Genomic DNA, 16,506 nt, shown 5'->3' on the forward strand with positions numbered 1-16,506 from the left:
GAAATTAAGAGAAGTTACAAACCGAATTCGAAGGCTTCCAAATCACTTTTTGGTCATTTAAATCTGATAAACTTATTTCTCCTTCTACTCTATTTCCTTCACAGTCTTTCACGATCAAAGCCCAATTGGCAAGTGGGTCACAAGAACCAAAAAAGAAAACCGTCTCGCCCTGATACCTTGCTTGACTCAAATAAGAGTACTCCGAAAAACCCGGACCACTCATCTCTTGGATTGCAGATTTGATCCAAGCAAGATCCTCTACCGGATTCTCGACTCCACAAACCACCGGTCCTTCCTCATCATTACAGGAAAAAAGGAGCGCAGAACAAACTAAAAGGAAAAGATACTTTTTCATAGATACAAAGTTTTTGATTTAGTAATGATACGAATAGGATAGGTCATTGGCTACAATACCATAAAAAAAGCCACCCTAATCAATTCAGAGTGGCATATTTGGATTGATTCTTTCGAAAATACCTAGGCGGAATAATGGATTTTTAGAAATATCGAATGTCGAATATTGAACGTCGAACTCAGAACCTCCTACCTCTTATTTCATCGGAGAAAAAGGCAAAGCCTTGTAAAATACCGCATCGATCTTTTCCACGATTTTACCGTCAGCTTCTGAAGCATCTCGAGCCTTGATCCAATCCGGATCGGCAACAAATCTCTTGAATGCCTCATTGTAGGCTTCCTTAGAATCATGGCCAAGGATATACACCAACTTAGGCTGAGATCCGTCTTTCTCCACCGTCAACCAATAAGGATAGTTTTTCAAACCCTGTCTGGCAAACAATTCCCGGGTATGGTCCCGAAATCGGGTTTGGATATTCTCGATTCTCCCCGGCAAACAATAGTAGGTTCGCATTTGAAGGATTCCGCTTGGCTTGGGCTTTTTATGATCATTCAGGTTATTAGCCCAAACCATGAACGTCTGATCCACTTTTTGAACCAAGGGACCATTGGCCTCAGAGGCAGTTCGTGCTGCCACCCACTCTGGGTCGTTGGCAAATTTGTTCCAAAGTACATCTCGCGAAGCCTCGTCTGGATACCCCAAAATGAAAGTCAAAGTCTTATCCGGATTTTCCTCAGAGATAAAATAGGCGACATTTTCGATCCCGTTTTTCTTAAACAGTTTCAAAGTATGATTCTCAAATCGCTTGATCAGATCAGGCATTTTTCCTTCATGGGCGGTATAAGTCCGCATTTCGAAGTACTTAGACTTGATGCCCTGTTGGGCAAAGGTGACTACCGCCAAGGTCAGGGCGAGCAGCAGAGTGGTGATTTTTTTCATCAGGTTTAAGGGTTTGATTTTATTGGAAATTGATTTGAAATACAAGGAAATAATTGGAAATACAACTGAAATCTTGTCTCCTTTGGAGGTAGAAATACCTTGGAAATACCTCTTGAAATCTATTTCTACCCTTATTTCATCGAGCGAAGCGAGTTGTATTTCTACTGTATTTCTATAGTCTTAAATTTTTTACTTTTTCCAAGCTTTATACAATGCCGGACTAAGTACCAGTGCAATGGTAAGTAGACCGAAGGTCTCCCGGTTTTCTTCCATTTGCGGAGTCTTCATGGTCAGGTCTTTTTGGGCCCACTCATCGGCAATCCAATCCCCTACTCCTCCCGGAAAAAAGTAAATCGCTCCGAGGACTGCCAATATGACCACCAAGGTCAACGGTAGTTTAGGAAAAATCCCCCTCACTCCGAGTAAACAAAAGATCATCGCTGCGCCATAAATGCTCACCCAGACTTCCGGATCAGGATCGTTAAATTGCCAGTAAGCAAAGAGGGCAAACAGGAAAAACCAGATACTGAAGTAGATTTTATTGAATCGCATAGGCATTTGGGTTGATGCGCTAAACTAAGCAATTTCAAAAACAAACCATCCTGCCTGGGATAATCGGTCGAGAATGATTTTTAGCAGAAAAATGATCCTATTTTACAGCCAAAATTCCTGACCTTATGGCTCAAATCCGAATCGCCAAAACAGCATATGATCTTCAGGGAATTCTGGACCTTCAATGGGAAAACCACCTCAGTCGTGTTTCTGATGAAGTCAAACAGGCAGATGGTTTTGTCACGGTAAGACACACCCCTGAGCAGCTCCTAGCCCTTCAGTCCATCGCCCCCCACGTGATCGCCTTAGAAGAGGACCAGGTGGTGGGGTATATATTGGCAATGACCAAAGCCAGCCGTGATTTGATTCCCGTTTTGGTCCCCATGTTTGATCAGTTTGATCAGATCTCCTACCGTGATAAAAAGATATCCGACTATGAATACATGGTAGTGGGCCAAGTATGTGTGGCAAAAGATCAGCGGGGAAAGGGACTTTTTGATCAAATGTATGAAGCCTACAAAAACCAATTCTTCAGCCAATTTTCCTTTGCCATCACCGAGATCGCCAAAAGCAATACCCGATCATTGGCAGCACACAGACGGGTCGGCTTTGAGGTCATTCACGAGTTTGAAGAAGTAACCCAATCCTGGGCAATTGTGGCTTGGGATTGGAAATAAATTAGAAGCAGGTCAGAGAAGGATAGTTGACCTAGAAATGAAAATTAAATTAGTCTTACTTATAGGGTAATAAGTAAATGATTGGGTAAGGAAACGGGGACTTACGGGTTCCCGTTTTTATTTATTAGAAATTAATTCCTTACCTTTTGAATACATAGATGGAATAATTCATTCAAATATGGCTATTTCAGAGCAACAACAAGAAATAATCAAGAGAGCTGCCCATAAATATCACCCCAAATTTATCGGCATTTTTGGTTCCTACGCACGAGGAGATCAAGCTATAAATTCTGATTTAGATATCTTGATCGATTTCGAGGAAAATGTGAATCTCATTGATCTGATTGGTCTAGAGCAAGAACTTTCAGAACTGTTGGGTTTGAAAGTTGATTTAGTAACTCAAAAATCGATTTACCCGCCGCTTAAGTCGATAATTGAAAATGATTTAATCAGAATTTTATAGGATGAAGAAAGATCCTTTGATTTATCTCAACCATATTTTTTCCTGCATCCAGAAAATCAAAGAATATACCCACGGATTCAGTGAATCTGACTTTCTTCAGAAGCCTGTCATACAGGATGCTGTTATCAGAAATCTCGAAATAATTGGTGAAGCCACTAAAAAAATACCAATCGAGTTTCGAGAAAAATATCCTCATATTGAATGGAAGAAAATTGCAGGAATGAGGGATAAACTCATTCACGATTATATAGGAGTGGATCTTTGGGCTGTTTGGGGTGTAGTCAAAAACATCTTACCAATCTTGGAGACTGAGCTAATTTCCATCATCGAGGACATGGAATAAGTAGATTAATCCAAAACCTATGGATTAGGGAAAAGCCTAAACACCGGATTCGGACGATGCGCCTGCCGTATCAACTCCTCCAACTCAGCCACTTTTTCCGAATTCGCTTCTGCAAGGTTTTTACTTTCTCCTGGATCAGAGGCCAAATCAAATAACTCCACAGTCGTTTTTGAAGGATCTTTCACCTGATACTTTACCAACTTCCAATTGCCCTGACGTACAGCCTGTCTTCCGCCCAACTCATGAAATTCCCAATACAGATGATCGTGACGAGATTGATCTGATTTGCCCAAAAGCGCTGGCAAAAATGAAATTCCGTCAATTGCGTCAGGTACTTTTTCCCCTAAAATATCAGCCAACGTAGGCAACCAATCCCAAAAGGCGGATACATGATCAGATTTACTTCCAGGTTTCACTTTTCCCGGCCATTTGACGATCATCGGCACCCGGATTCCCCCTTCATACAAATCCCTTTTTAAGCCCCTAAAAGGTCCATTGCTGTCGAAGAACTCAGGATCTGCTCCTCCTTCAAAATGGGCTCCATTATCTGAGGTGAAGATCACGAGGGTATTTTCTGCGAGACCCAGTTCTTCCAATTTGGCCAAAACTTCACCCACATAGCGATCAGTTCGCTCCACCATCGCAGCAAACGCAGCATGAGGAAAAGATTCGGACTGGTAGCCGGGAATTTTCATTTCAGGTCCATAGTCGCCTCCTTCAGGTGCCTGATGCGCTTTTTCCTCCCCGAATTTTGCCCGATACTTTTGGAAAATAGCATCATCCGGTGCCGCCAGTTCGGCATGAGGCATCACGATCGGCATGAAAAGGAAAAAGGGATTTTTCTGATTTGATTCAATAAAAGCCAAGGTCTTTTCCTGAATCAAATCCGGAGCGTAAGTCACTTTATTGGTCCAGTCATTTCCCGGAAGATCCACTTGGGTTTGATTTTCCCAGAGGTAAGCGGGATAATAGCGATGGGCGTAGCGCTGACAATTATACCCGTAAAACTGCTCAAAACCCTGATTGCTCGGATCACCGGAAGTACCTACAAAACCCAAGCCCCATTTCCCAAAAGCCCCAGTCGCATAACCTGCTTGCTGAAAGATCTTGCTCAGCGTCTGAAGCGTGTCCGGCATGGGATATTGCCCTTCGGGCTGAATCTCAAAATTGCCTCGAACTGGAGTGTGCCCGGTGTGAAGTCCAGTAATCAGGGCCGAGCGGGAAGGGGCACACACGGGTGCCCCGGCATAATGCTGAGTAAAAAACATCCCTTCTCTAGCCAGACGGTCAATATTTGGGGTCTCAATGTACTGTTGTCCCAAAAAGCCCAAATCTCCATAGCCCAAGTCATCGGCAAGGATGAAGATCACATTGGGAGTAGAGGAATCAAACGGAGAATCCGGAGTCGAGCTTTGACAAGAGACAAGGCCAAAAAAAGCTCCGAAAATGAGCGCGATGGAGGAGAATTTCATGCTGGAAAATAACCCAAAATGGATTAAAACAGAAATGGGAAGCATTTCTTGAAGAAAGCTTCCCATTTAATAATCTGAAAACCATAGTCTTCAAATCACTCCAAGCTACAGTTTATGTGGCTTTTCCCAGTTGCCCGAGTCAAAACCGACAGTCTGCAGTCGCTCCGAAGAGCATGTCCCAATTTTCAGATACCTTTTTGCATTTCTGCGGTTGCCCTTCTCAGACTTTTCTTTCGAAAAGCCCCTTCATGCCCGGTATCCTGAATCTGCCCGAAAGCAAATTCTTGGGCCGATCGTGATAGCACTTCTGCGGTGGTCCGTTTCAAACTGCTGCATTTGAGCAGCCGTTCCTTTGTGCCCGATGAAGTTTACTTTTCACCCGAGGGTTCCAAGCGCTGATGAATCCGTTTTTGCATTTCTGGAGTTTCCCCTTTCAACCGTGAAATTTCTTCCCCGATCTTTCATGCCCGGAAATTTGATTTCTCCGAAGAGAAGCTCAAACTCAGTCCATCGTTTTTGGCACTTCTGCGGTTTTCCGTCTCAGAAATTTTCCTTTCGAAAAACTCCCCTTCGCGCCTGATCTCAATCTGTCAAACTACGGTCCGAAATCTTACTTTCGGCCTTTTATCTCTCACTTGGTATAATCAAAGTTGACTGATTTTCAGCCTGATTCCAAATTTTCAACTAAAAACTTTCCCACAACTTTTCCCCAAAGAAAAAGCCACAAAAACACAGGATATCCACCATTTTACATGGAGTTATGCACATTTTTTGGAATATTTTTTCAAAATTATGATATCTGTCAGCATTTTGATTGGACTCTATTTTTCTCTCTTTGTGTTTTCGATTATTTTGACAATTCATCCAACAGCCAATTTCCCAAATGACCCGAAGAAGATCTTTTATCAAACAATCCGCCCTCATCGCCGGAGGCCTTTGGCTTTCCCCCTCTCTACTTCAGGCCCGACAACAAACTGCCCCAAGCGACCGAGTCCGCGTGGCACTGATTGAAGCCAATAATATGGGATTCGGAATTCTGCGTCATCATCTCGCTCTTGCTGAAGTGGACTGCGTAGGGATCTGCGATGTGGATCAGAATGTTTTGGAAAAGCGCCTCAAAGAAGTGGAAGATGCGACCGGAAAGAGACCCGAACGATTTACAGATTTCCGTAAGCTGTTGGAGAAAAAGGATCTCGACGCAGTCATCATCGGCACACCGGATCACTGGCATTGTCTGATTGCCGTGGCGGCCTGCCAAGCCGGAAAAGATGTCTATGTAGAAAAACCAATGGCCAACTCCATAGGAGAATGCGACTTGATGACCCAGGCTGCCGCCAAGTACAACCGAATCATGCAAGTAGGGCAACAGCAGCGGGCCGGACAGGCTTTTATCGAATCCAGAGATTTGGTCAAAAGCGGTTACCTGGGAAAAATCCGAAAAGTAAACATCTGGTCCAATTTCAATTATGGTTTGGGAAATGAAATCAAACCATTGACGACCGTACCGGAAGGAGTGGATTACGACTTTTGGCTAGGCCCTGCCCCCAAGCGGGAGTTTAATCCCAATCGCTTTCACGGCAGTTGGAGACACTTTTGGGACTACGGAGGAGGCTTGATGTCTGACTGGGGCGTACACCTGCTGGACATGGCCATCTGGGTAGAGGAAAACCCTTCTGCACCCTCCACAGTCTTGACCTATGCCAAAAATGTAAACAAAGAAAACCGGGATCGGGACACTTTTGACACGATGAATGTGCTTTTCCCAAAAAAAGACTTCCTAATCAACTATGACATGAACGGTGGCTTGCAAAGCGGACCCTACAACAAACCTTATGGTATTGCCTATGTCGGGGAATTGGGAACACTGGTCGTAAACCGAAACGGCTATGAAATCTATCCCGAATGGGACGGAACTGCAAAAGCCCCAAAATGCGAAGCCAAAAAACTCGAAGGCACCACCGAATCTCACAACCTCCACGTGGCTAATTTTGTGGAGTGCATTAAAACCCGAAATCAACCCATTTGCCCTCCAGAAACCGGAAGACTGGCGGCTCTCCATGCTCATATTCCGAATATTGCTGCCCGAATTGGTGCAGAACAGTTGATTTGGGATGACCAAAAAAGAGAATTCGTAGGCAATGCCGCTGCAAATGCGCTGATTTGGCCGGAATATCGGGAGCCTTGGACTTTGCCGAAGGTTTGACCGTCATTGCGAGGGGCTAAATTTTCACACAAATTGGATCTTAGGTCTTCGGTGCCCCGAAGCAATCTCTTCCTGTAGAATTAATTAAGACTGCTTCGTCGCAATAAAGAAATTCCAGAAATTTATTGACAAGAATGCTCCGCACATTGACGGCTAAACTATAACCCCGATGTTCAAGGCTTCAACTTTACTATACTATCAATTTCGGACTATTGAAAAGATTGCTTCGGGATCGCAATGCTTAAGAATAATTTGGTAATCAGAAAAATCCCTCGCATTGACGCCAAAAGTGCTGGTTCAGGAGAAGCAACACAACTTCCTACCTCCAGACTTCCTACTCCCCAACACCCTTACTTCAAGGCTATTCTCATCAAATACGCATCCGCCGTCATATACAGATACTTTTCATCGGCATCAAAGGCACAATTTGCCGTTCCGTTTTCGGTAAGGATTGTCCCAAGTTGCTTTCCTTCCGGGCTGATCACCAAAACCCCGCCAGGACCGGTAGCAAAGAGGACTCCACTGGAATGCACCTTCAGTCCATCGGGAAGACCCTTTCTGGTTTCGCTTTGGAATGCAGTCGCATCAAAAAGCACTTTTCCCGCGACAACATTACCCTTTTCATCCAAATCAAAAGCATAGTATCTCGCTTTTTCCGGATCGGATTGGGCAATATGGAGCGTCTTTTGATCGGGACTGAGCGCGATTCCATTGGGTCGCGAAAGGGTATCCACCAGCAAATTCACTTTCCCATCGGAGTCCAAACGATACACGCCCTGAAAATCCAGCTGCTTCTCATCCCAAGGGTCCATCCCGTAAGGCGGATCAGTGAAAAAAAGTTGACCCCGAGAATTGAAAACCAAATCATTGGGACTATTGAAACGCTTACCCTCATATCCGGTGGCCAATGCTTCAAATTCCGATTTTGGTGCCTCAAGCGAAGCCAGCATTTTGCCTAATTGCCGCTCTCCGTGTTGGCACAAAATCAGGTTTCCTCCTGCATCCAAGGTCAGTCCATTGGCCCCTGGTTCGCGTTTATCGGTACGATCTCCCCAGTAGCCCGAAGGACTCAAGTAAAGCGAAAGACTGTCTTTCTCGGTCCATTTCCAGATTTTATTGGTGGGCACGTCGGTAAAAATCAAGGCTTGCTGCTCCTCCAGCCAAAGCGGCCCCTCCGCCCATTCGAAACCCGAAGCCAACACTTCGATTTTGGCATCCGCAGGAATCAGGGCATTTATTGAAGCATCAAGTCGCTCCACCGAACCGATAGTCATGACTTCCTGCTCAAGGGATTCCTGAGATTTAGGAGAAGAACATGATGCGAGTGCAAAAAGGATTAACCAAAAGGAGTTTTTCATGTGTTTATAATTTGATTTTCATTTGCCACATGGAATGCCCTGGATAATCATTTCCCTGTGTGAGACATTTTCTCATGGGCATTTCATAATAGGTTGATTTTGGGAAAGAGGAAGTTAACCCAATCTGCTCAAAAGTCCGAATCCAATCTCAATCATAGATTAAAAAGCCCCAACTTCACAAATTCAATGAAATTTGTGAAGTTGACTTCATGAATTTAGCTGAATTTAGGAAGTTGTAGAGAAATAATTAGCGTCACAACCCACTCGCCTGGGCATTTTTTCCGCGTTGAGCGATCAGCTTCTCCCGAATTTTTTCTCTCCGGTAAAAATCCAAAGGTTCAGCCTCTCCTCCACTCTGGATTCGCGCCTCTCTAACTAAAGGTCTGACATCTGTCAAAAACGCTTCTTGCAGCACTTCCTGAGCTCCCACCACATCTCCTTCATTTTGGCATTGAGTCAATTTTTCACGGTCCACCAAAAGAGCCTTGGCATAAGCCTGTGAAATGGCCTCGAGCGCCTGAATCAGATCCTCCAATGGGTCCTTGGTATTGTGACTCGCATCGATCATCCAGGAAATAGAGTCCCATGCTTGCGCCCTTTCAGCCGCTCCACCGATCAGTTCGCAAAAGATCAAGAAGAGCTGATAAGGCTTCACACTCCCTGTGCTAAGGTCATCATCCCCATATTTGCTGTCATTGAAGTGGAAGCCGGCAAGCAGATTCTGATGCATGAGCGTAGCTACAATCTGTTCGATATTGGTATTGGGCAGGTGATGGCCCAGATCCACAAGCACCTTGGCCCGCTCTCCAAGCTGCCGACAAATCAGCGCCGAAGTGCCCCAATCGGGAATTACCGTATGGTAAAAATTGGGCTCGTAGGGCTTGTACTCCAAGAGCAATTTCCAGTCATGAGGCATTTCCGCATAGATTTCCTTCAGGGATTCCGTGGTCCATTGCAGCGCCTTTCGGAAATGGGCCTGTCCGGGAAAATTGCTTCCATCCGCCAGCCACACGGTCAGCCCTTTACTTCCCAGGCTTTTTCCGATCTCGATCACCTGAAGATTATGTTCCACGGCCTGAGCACGTACAGCTGAATCGGCATTACTCAACGAACCCATTTTATAGGAAAGCGGCTGCCCGTAATCCTGAAAGGTATTGCTATTCATCGCATCAAAACCGATCCCCAGACTTGCTACTTTTTGCTTCACTGCCTGAGCATCTTGGGGAATATCCCAGGGAATATGCAGTGAAACGGCATCTGTTCGCTTGGTCAGTTTGGACAGAAGTCCGATATCCTCCAGTTTTTCCTCCAAATTTCTGGGTTCACCTCCAATTGAAAACCGCCCAAATCTCGTCCCTCCCGCACCCAAGGCCCAACTCGGTACCGCAATCTGGAAATTGGAAATCTGAGAAATCAAGGCATTTACTTTAATCCCTTTGACATCAAGCTGCTCAGAGATCAAGGAAAGTGAACGTGCGTGAAATTCTTTGGACATTTGTTTAAGAAAATTTGGTATTGGAGTTATTCGAGTTAATTACTCTTATATTCTGATTGAAATTCCACAATTACCGACTTCGTATTGCCCAACTCTCGTCGGGCAGGTGCTCAGTCTTACACCGAATTGGTTTTGCGGGAGAGAGCTTTAATTTTCTTCCGTCTCCGGTCCTCTGTCTTCCTGCTGTCTATTTATCCAAAACGGTGCAGTCACCATCCAAGCGAGCATCCCGATTCCCATACAAAGCTTCATGGAGTCGAGTTCAATTTGGCCCAAAAAGAAAAGCACAGGTGGTACAATTGACAACACTAATCCGATCACAGAGGCAATTTTCAACAGACCTTTCATTTGGCAAGGAAATTAGTCAAGGGGTATTTCATTCTAGATAAAACTACGAAAATGGCCACGGCCACAAACCAGCCGGGAAGACCGAGAAAGAAGATTTCCACACCATAGGAGAAGTTCAAAGCCAAACAAAAACCCAAAGTCAACACCCAACTCAGCAGTGCCGGCCAGCTAAAATCCGACTTGGAATTCAAGGCTCCTTCCGAACGGAAACCCATTTTGTCAGCAAAATAAAAATCTGCAAAAATCACCGCCCCCATCGGCATCAAGAGCAATCCATAAAGTGCCACAAAGTCTAATAGCTTCATCACGAGGGCTGGAAAACAAGCTGCCAAACTGGTGATCCCACCCACGATGGCTGTGATTTTCCAAGTGGGGACTTTCGGAAAAATCCCCTGCAAAGCCAATCCTGCCCGGTAAATTGTCGGATTGGCCGTAGTCCAGCCCGCGATAATCACGCAAACTGCCCCGGCAATGCCTAAGGTTTGATAAGCAATCTGTCCCGGAGCAAATTCCTGGGAACCGGTATTGGCCTGAAGAAACACGGCATACAAAATCCCAGAGGCAATCCAAGCTACAAAATGCCCCAAATAAACACCTGCGAACACTGAAAATCCTGAAGTCCAGGATTTGGCGTACCGCAAAATGGTCAGATCTGACATGCCGATATGCATGGCCATATTGCAAAACCAGGCAAAAAAGATGATGTGCCAGATGGTGAATCGGGACATACCCGGAAGTGGAACCCCGTTCCAAATCACCTCCTTCGCCACAGAAATCAAGCTTTCAGCCGAACCGACCCCCAACTGAGCTAATCCAACAATCCCCGCAGCGATAAAAATCAGAATCATCCAGGGCGACATCACATTGGCAAACTTGGATACCTGATTGTACCCTTGGATTGCTACCAAGGTAATCACAGCCCCCATCAACAGAACCGTTACGATCCAACCGGGAGTTCGGGGAAGCCAGTCATTCAACGTCGGCATCTCCAGATTAAAAGGAATCCCTACCGCAGTAGCAGAAACAGCAATCATCGAACCTGCCAGAAAACAGAACATCAATGCATTGACCAGATTATACCAACGAACCACCTGTTTTCCGGCGATTCGTTCGAGCTGGTAATAAAGCGTCATTCGCTTGGCAGTGGCAATCGGGGCAGTAATCAATCCCCAACTCAGTACAGCGAGCAGATTGCCGAGTAAAAGACCTAAAACCAAATCCCCCGCACTGACTCCATGCGCCACAAACAGCGGCCCGATCACAAATTCCGTCCCAGCAGTATGCTCTCCCGCGTACATTCCCAGAAAACTCTTATTGCCTTTCAGTTGATTGTCCGGAATGGGAGTCCGTTCGTATTCATTGGTTTCAGCAACTATTTTCTTGAATAATTTACTGCTCATCGGATTTATTTTGGGATGAATAAAATAAAGAATCAAACCTGCCCTGTCCTGCCCTGTCAGACTACAAATTATCCTTTTATCTTTAGAAAATATTGAGAAAGGCAAAATTGAAATCAGAAATGAACTACCAATCAATTAATGACGAAATATGCTTCTCTCAAGAAAAAAAATCTAAAAAATCATTACTCGCAAGACACTACAGGATACCTAATGCCATGGATTCTGTGAAATTCATGTTATAACCAGTAGACCTGTACCAATGAATACACCTATTATGAGTTTCAAATATGTAAGTTACCTCTGGGATGAAGCTAAAGCTGCCCAACTGGAGGGAAATGAGGTGGACCTTTTAATATATCGCTCCAATATGCTGGGAGCGGACCTGAGAATCACCAATTACGGCGGCGGAAATACTTCCTGCAAGACCATCGAACTTGATCCATTGACCAAGGAGCCTGTGGAAGTGATGTGGATCAAAGGTTCGGGTGGAGATATTGGTACGATGACACGTTCTGGTTTGGCTGGACTTTATGTCGACAAACTCCGGTCTCTTAAAGGAATCTATCGGGGCATCGAATTTGAAGATGAAATGGTAGAGCTGTTCAATCATTGTATTTATGACCTAGCCTCCAAGGCACCTTCCATCGACACCCCGCTTCATGGATTTTTACCTTTTAAGCATATTGACCACCTTCATCCGGATGCTGCGATTGCCATAGCAGCTTCCAAAGACGGAGAAAAAATCACTCAAGATCTTTGGAAAGGTTCTATCGCGTGGGTTCCTTGGCAGCGACCAGGATTTGACCTTGGACTGAAACTCAAAGAAGCCCTCGACAACAACCCTGGCATTCGTGGAATTATGCTCGGAGGACACGGATTGTTTACCTGGGGAGATACCGCGTATGAATGCTACATGAACAGTCTGGAGGTAATTGAAATGGCTTCCTCTTATTTGGCTGAAAATTATGGCAAGAAAAGACCTGTTTTCGGTGGAGAAAAAGTGAAATCACTGGATGCTGGCCAAAGAAAATCCCAAGCCGCTAAGCTAGCTCCAATTTTGAGAGGCTTGGCTTCCTCTGAAAAACGAATGGTCGGCACCTTCAACGACAGTGAGACCGTGCTCCAATTCATCAACAGCCATGATCTTGGAAAATTAGCACCTATGGGCACCTCTTGCCCAGACCACTTTTTGAGAACCAAAATCAGTCCTTTGGTCTTGGATCTACCGGCAAATGCGGATCTGAGTGATGTAAAAGGTCTAAAAGAGAAAATAGGAGCTGCTTTCCAAACTTACCGGGAGATGTATGCCGACTACTACCAAAAGCACAAGCATCCCAACAGTCCAGCCATGCGTGACCCCAATCCGGTGGTCATCTTATGGCCGGGAGTGGGCATGTTTAGCTATGCCAAGGACAAGCAGACCAGTCGAGTTGCCTCAGAATTCTACATCAATGCCATCAATGTAATGCGCGGAGCAGAAGCGGTTTCCGAATACGTTTCTCTTCCACTCCAGGAGGCTTTTGACATCGAATATTGGCTTCTAGAGGAAGCTAAACTTCAGCGTATGCCAAAGGAAAAGCCACTTTCCAGAAAGATCGCCCTGATCACCGGAAGTGCGGGAGGAATCGGAAAGGGAATCGCCGAACGGTATGTGCAGGAAGGCGCTTGTGTGGTGCTAACCGATATCGATCAGGAAAGACTGAATGGCACCGTCGCAGAATTTGAAAAGAAATACGGAAAAGATGTCGTCCTCGGAGTTCGCTTGGATGTCACGGATACCGGAAGCCTAGCCGAAGCCATTCAGGCGACTTGTCTCAAATTCGGCGGATTGGATATCGTGGTCAACAATGCTGGCATCTCGATTTCCCGTGCCTTTGAAGATCACACCCAACAGGATTGGGACCGACTCAATGACATCTTGGTCATGGGGCAGTACCATGTCTCTAAAGCAGGAGTTGACCTGATGCGTCAGCAGGGATTAGGAGGTGACATTGTCAATGTAGTCAGCAAGAACGCCTTGGTGGCTGGGCCAAAAAATGTGGCGTATGGCACCGCCAAGGCAGCCCAACTTCACATGTCTCGCCTGATGGCAGCCGAATTGGCTGAAGACAAAATCAGAGTCAATGTGGTCAATCCGGATGCTGTGATCGAAAACTCAAATATTTGGGAAGGAGGCTGGGCAGAAAATCGGGCCAAAGCCTACGGCATCGATGTGAAAGACCTTCCTCAATACTATGCCAACAGAACCCTTTTAAAGGAAAGCGTGAAAGTCAGCGACATTGCTGATGCCGCCTTTGCCTTCGTCGGTGGACTTTTGACCAAATCCACCGGAAATATGCTCAATGTGGATGGCGGCCTCGCGGCGGCTTTCCCTCGGTAAGTCCGATACCCACTTTTACCCTAACAACCTAACCCAATTAACCCTTGTAACCTATGCTTCTTGACAAATCTGAAAAAATCGCCGTGGACTCGCGCACGCCGAAGTACCTGCAGGTGGTCAATTTGATCCTGGAGGAAATTGAAAAGGGAAAACTGAAAATCGGCGACAGGATTCCCTCCATCAATGAAACCAGTTTTGACTTTTTACTATCCCGAGACACCGTGGAAAAAGCCTACAATGAATTGAGAGATCGTGGGATCATTTCTTCTGTAAGGGGAAAAGGATTCTATATCTCTTCAACCAATATGGGACACAAAATGAAGGTCCTGTTGCTTTTCAACAAGCTCAGTTCGTACAAAAAAATCATCTATTATTCCATCTTGGACACACTGGGCTCGCAAGCCACAGTGGATTTGTACATCCATCACTACAACAGAAACCTTTTGGAGGATTTGTTGGAACAAAACCTGGGCAACTACAATCAATACGTTTTGGCACCGCATTTCTTTGATCAGGACGGACATCCTGAAGCAGGCTATGACTTGATCAAGCGTATTCCAAAAGAAAAACTACTAATCATTGACCGGGCTGTAAAAGGTCATGAGAATGAGTTTCCCGGGGTGTATCAGGATTTTGCCAAAGACATTTTCGAAGTGCTGGAATCAGGAATGTCGCACTTACGGAAGTACCAAAGATTAATCTTGGTTTTTCCAAAAGGTGAACTGTATCCGGTGGAAATCATGGATGGGTTTAAGCGATTCTGCTTTTTTCATGACTTCAAAAACCTTATCGTAGACGGGGTAGATGATGACGAACCACTGGATGTGGGCGACTGCTACATAGTCCTGGCTGAGTCAGATCTGGTAAACATCGTCAAAAAGTCAAGAGAGCAGCTCCTCAAGCTGGGACGGGATGTGGGCGTGATTTCTTACAACGATACCCCACTGAAAGAAATCCTGGCAGAAGGGATCACTACCATCTCCACTGATTTTGTCAGTATGGGCAAATCCATCGGAGAGCAAATTCTCGGAATCGAGGACCGAATCCCCATCAAGAATCCTTTCCGGATGACCCTCAGAAAGTCACTATAACCACAAATCAAAGAGAGTCCGGACCACAAATTCAGACTCTCTTTTCTTATAAACCATTTCTAAGTTCCTTTTAAAAGTTACTTGGCTATTCACCATTTACCATGTCTAAAATCCCCGTTACCGCTGTATTTGACATCGGGAAAACGAATAAAAAATTCTTCCTTTTCGACGAAAACCTCAAAGAGGTCTTCAATACCTATACCCGACTGGAAGCCATTCCGGATGAGGATGGATTCCCCAGTGAACCCATTTTACCACTAAGGGAGTGGATGCTTAAGACTTTTCAAGAGGCTTTGAAGTTCCCGGATTTTGAGATTAAGAAACTCAATTTTTCGGGCCATGGCGCTTCTTTCGTTCATACCGATGAAATCGGGGAGCCCGTCACCCCGCTTTATGATTACCTGAAGCCTTATCCTGAGGAGCTTTTGGAGAAATTTTATGCAGAAAATGGAGGCAAAATGGTTTTTTGCCAAAAGACCTCTTCTCCACCCCTTGCCATGCTCAATTCAGGGCTTCAGATTTATTTCCTGAAACACGCCAAACCTGAGTTTTTCAAAAAGGTCAACTATTGTCTTCATTTGCCTCAGTACCTCAGCTTGATCTTTACCGGCCGAATGGTATCCGACTACACCAGTATCGGGTGCCATACCGGGCTGTGGGATTTTGAGAAAATGGATTACCACGACTGGGTAAAAAGAGAAGGAATCGAACCTCTATTGCCTCCCATTCTACCCGGAAACACACTTCTGACCACCAAACCTGAACTTGGCAGCATCCCCTGCGGCATTGGTATTCATGATTCTTCTGGAGCACTTTTACCTTATTTGCAGCAACAAAAAGAACCTTTTGCACTGCTTTCGACCGGGACCTGGGCCATCAGCATCAATCCTTTCAACAAGACGGCACTCACGGAATCCGAACTCAACCAAGATTGCCTTCAGTTCCTCAGCATTTCCGGTCAACCGATCAAAATCTCCCGTCTGTTCATCGGAGAAGAACATAAATATCAGGTGGATGAAATGTACAAGCATTGGGATCTTCCACTTGGCACTTATAAAAAGCTTCAATTCGATCCGTCGATTTTTGAAAAAGTGGCGGCCAACGCTCAAAAAAGAATCGGATTCCATTACCTCAAACCCCAAGAGTATGGTCTGGAAAAAGCTGAATTTACCGACTGGAGCATTTTTTCAGAATTTACCGAAGCCTATTACACCTTTATTCACGAACTGACAGACATTCAAGTCGCTTCCTTAAAGTTGGTTTTAGACGGTGCGCCAGTGAATCGAATTTTTGTGGATGGGGGTTTCAATGCGAATTCTATTTTCCTGGAGATGCTGCGAATCAAACTTCCCGGGAAGGAAATTATTCCTAGCGATTTCCCAAATGGATCAGCCTTGGGGGCTGCGATGTTGGTAAATATGAAGTCCTGA

At 45.2% G+C, this 16,506-nt stretch carries 15 protein-coding genes; 7 read left to right on the top strand and 8 right to left on the bottom strand.

Annotated elements, in window-relative coordinates:
- Positions 1 to 4 precede the first annotated feature (4 nt).
- The 3 genes from DDT91_RS07810 to DDT91_RS07820 form a co-directional block, all read right to left on the bottom strand.
- The gene (locus DDT91_RS07810; protein WP_187175622.1) at positions 5 to 355 is read right to left on the bottom strand and encodes a hypothetical protein; all 351 of its coding nucleotides are present in this window, start codon (positions 353 to 355) and stop codon (positions 5 to 7) included.
- A 195-nt stretch (positions 356 to 550) separates the two neighbouring features.
- On the bottom strand, positions 551 to 1,294 hold the full coding sequence (locus DDT91_RS07815) for an NIPSNAP family protein (protein WP_187175623.1): 744 nt from the start codon (positions 1,292 to 1,294) through the stop codon (positions 551 to 553).
- A gap of 189 nt (positions 1,295 to 1,483) precedes the next feature.
- Positions 1,484 to 1,846, bottom strand: coding sequence for a transmembrane 220 family protein (locus DDT91_RS07820; protein ID WP_111391788.1), 363 nt, complete (start codon positions 1,844 to 1,846; stop codon positions 1,484 to 1,486).
- 125 nt (positions 1,847 to 1,971) lie between these two features.
- On the opposite strand from DDT91_RS07820, the gene DDT91_RS07825 reads away from it, so the two are divergent.
- From DDT91_RS07825 to DDT91_RS07835, 3 genes are all read left to right on the top strand, one after another.
- Positions 1,972 to 2,523: a GNAT family N-acetyltransferase gene (locus DDT91_RS07825; RefSeq protein ID WP_187175624.1), complete on the top strand. Its 552-nt coding sequence runs from the start codon at positions 1,972 to 1,974 to the stop codon at positions 2,521 to 2,523.
- Between the two features lie 178 nt (positions 2,524 to 2,701).
- On the top strand, positions 2,702 to 2,986 hold the full coding sequence (locus DDT91_RS07830; RefSeq protein ID WP_187175625.1) for a nucleotidyltransferase family protein: 285 nt from the start codon (positions 2,702 to 2,704) through the stop codon (positions 2,984 to 2,986).
- Between the two features lies 1 nt (position 2,987).
- Positions 2,988 to 3,329, top strand: coding sequence for a DUF86 domain-containing protein (locus tag DDT91_RS07835; RefSeq protein WP_187175626.1), 342 nt, complete (start codon positions 2,988 to 2,990; stop codon positions 3,327 to 3,329).
- Positions 3,330 to 3,346: 17 nt separating this feature from the next.
- Here DDT91_RS07835 and DDT91_RS07840 read toward each other — a convergent pair whose 3' ends face one another.
- A complete protein-coding gene (locus DDT91_RS07840) occupies positions 3,347 to 4,801 on the bottom strand; it encodes an arylsulfatase (protein ID WP_187175627.1) in 1,455 nt (484 codons plus the stop codon).
- 883 nt (positions 4,802 to 5,684) lie between these two features.
- On the opposite strand from DDT91_RS07840, the gene DDT91_RS07845 reads away from it, so the two are divergent.
- Complete coding sequence (locus DDT91_RS07845; protein ID WP_187175628.1) at positions 5,685 to 7,004, top strand: Gfo/Idh/MocA family protein; 1,320 nt, start codon at positions 5,685 to 5,687, stop codon at positions 7,002 to 7,004.
- A gap of 350 nt (positions 7,005 to 7,354) precedes the next feature.
- On the opposite strand, the gene DDT91_RS07850 is transcribed toward DDT91_RS07845, so the two are convergent.
- The 4 genes from DDT91_RS07850 to DDT91_RS07865 all read right to left on the bottom strand — a co-directional run bounded on the left by DDT91_RS07850 (position 7,355) and on the right by DDT91_RS07865 (position 11,605).
- Positions 7,355 to 8,362, bottom strand: coding sequence for an SMP-30/gluconolactonase/LRE family protein (locus DDT91_RS07850; RefSeq protein WP_187175629.1), 1,008 nt, complete (start codon positions 8,360 to 8,362; stop codon positions 7,355 to 7,357).
- A gap of 253 nt (positions 8,363 to 8,615) precedes the next feature.
- Positions 8,616 to 9,857 (bottom strand): TIM barrel protein, encoded by a 1,242-nt coding sequence (locus tag DDT91_RS07855; protein ID WP_187175630.1) that lies wholly within the window; start codon positions 9,855 to 9,857, stop codon positions 8,616 to 8,618.
- Positions 9,858 to 10,004: 147 nt separating this feature from the next.
- Positions 10,005 to 10,205 carry a hypothetical protein gene (locus DDT91_RS07860; RefSeq protein WP_187175631.1) on the bottom strand — a complete coding sequence of 67 codons (201 nt, stop codon included), beginning with the start codon at positions 10,203 to 10,205 and terminating at the stop codon, positions 10,005 to 10,007.
- The gene (locus DDT91_RS07865; protein WP_187175632.1) at positions 10,202 to 11,605 is read right to left on the bottom strand and encodes a cytosine permease; all 1,404 of its coding nucleotides are present in this window, start codon (positions 11,603 to 11,605) and stop codon (positions 10,202 to 10,204) included. The genes DDT91_RS07860 and DDT91_RS07865 overlap by 4 nt, the downstream gene beginning before the upstream one ends.
- 259 nt (positions 11,606 to 11,864) lie before the next feature.
- Between DDT91_RS07865 and DDT91_RS07870 the strand changes: the two genes are divergently transcribed.
- From DDT91_RS07870 to DDT91_RS07880, 3 genes are all read left to right on the top strand, one after another.
- Entirely contained in the window at positions 11,865 to 13,985 is a 2,121-nt protein-coding gene (locus DDT91_RS07870; RefSeq protein WP_187175633.1) for a bifunctional aldolase/short-chain dehydrogenase, read from the top strand.
- Positions 13,986 to 14,038: 53 nt separating this feature from the next.
- Positions 14,039 to 15,076: a GntR family transcriptional regulator gene (locus DDT91_RS07875; RefSeq protein ID WP_187175634.1), complete on the top strand. Its 1,038-nt coding sequence runs from the start codon at positions 14,039 to 14,041 to the stop codon at positions 15,074 to 15,076.
- A gap of 101 nt (positions 15,077 to 15,177) precedes the next feature.
- Positions 15,178 to 16,506, top strand: coding sequence for an FGGY-family carbohydrate kinase (locus DDT91_RS07880; protein ID WP_187175635.1), 1,329 nt, complete (start codon positions 15,178 to 15,180; stop codon positions 16,504 to 16,506).

The sequence above is a fragment of the Algoriphagus sp. AK58 genome, assembly GCF_014324365.1.
Lineage (GTDB): Bacteria > Bacteroidota > Bacteroidia > Cytophagales > Cyclobacteriaceae > Algoriphagus.

Bases quoted from the DNA above. Each gene is read 5' to 3' on its own strand.
- DDT91_RS07810 (WP_187175622.1), bottom strand. From the start codon at position 355: ATGAAAAAGTATCTTTTCCTTTTAGTTTGTTCTGCGCTCCTTTTTTCC.
- DDT91_RS07815 (WP_187175623.1), bottom strand. From the start codon at position 1,294: ATGAAAAAAATCACCACTCTGCTGCTCGCCCTGACCTTGGCGGTAGTC.
- DDT91_RS07820 (WP_111391788.1), bottom strand. From the start codon at position 1,846: ATGCGATTCAATAAAATCTACTTCAGTATCTGGTTTTTCCTGTTTGCC.
- DDT91_RS07825 (WP_187175624.1), top strand. From the start codon at position 1,972: ATGGCTCAAATCCGAATCGCCAAAACAGCATATGATCTTCAGGGAATT.
- DDT91_RS07830 (WP_187175625.1), top strand. From the start codon at position 2,702: ATGGCTATTTCAGAGCAACAACAAGAAATAATCAAGAGAGCTGCCCAT.
- DDT91_RS07835 (WP_187175626.1), top strand. From the start codon at position 2,988: ATGAAGAAAGATCCTTTGATTTATCTCAACCATATTTTTTCCTGCATC.
- DDT91_RS07840 (WP_187175627.1), bottom strand. From the start codon at position 4,801: ATGAAATTCTCCTCCATCGCGCTCATTTTCGGAGCTTTTTTTGGCCTT.
- DDT91_RS07845 (WP_187175628.1), top strand. From the start codon at position 5,685: ATGACCCGAAGAAGATCTTTTATCAAACAATCCGCCCTCATCGCCGGA.
- DDT91_RS07850 (WP_187175629.1), bottom strand. From the start codon at position 8,362: ATGAAAAACTCCTTTTGGTTAATCCTTTTTGCACTCGCATCATGTTCT.
- DDT91_RS07855 (WP_187175630.1), bottom strand. From the start codon at position 9,857: ATGTCCAAAGAATTTCACGCACGTTCACTTTCCTTGATCTCTGAGCAG.
- DDT91_RS07860 (WP_187175631.1), bottom strand. From the start codon at position 10,205: ATGAAAGGTCTGTTGAAAATTGCCTCTGTGATCGGATTAGTGTTGTCA.
- DDT91_RS07865 (WP_187175632.1), bottom strand. From the start codon at position 11,605: ATGAGCAGTAAATTATTCAAGAAAATAGTTGCTGAAACCAATGAATAC.
- DDT91_RS07870 (WP_187175633.1), top strand. From the start codon at position 11,865: ATGAATACACCTATTATGAGTTTCAAATATGTAAGTTACCTCTGGGAT.
- DDT91_RS07875 (WP_187175634.1), top strand. From the start codon at position 14,039: ATGCTTCTTGACAAATCTGAAAAAATCGCCGTGGACTCGCGCACGCCG.
- DDT91_RS07880 (WP_187175635.1), top strand. From the start codon at position 15,178: ATGTCTAAAATCCCCGTTACCGCTGTATTTGACATCGGGAAAACGAAT.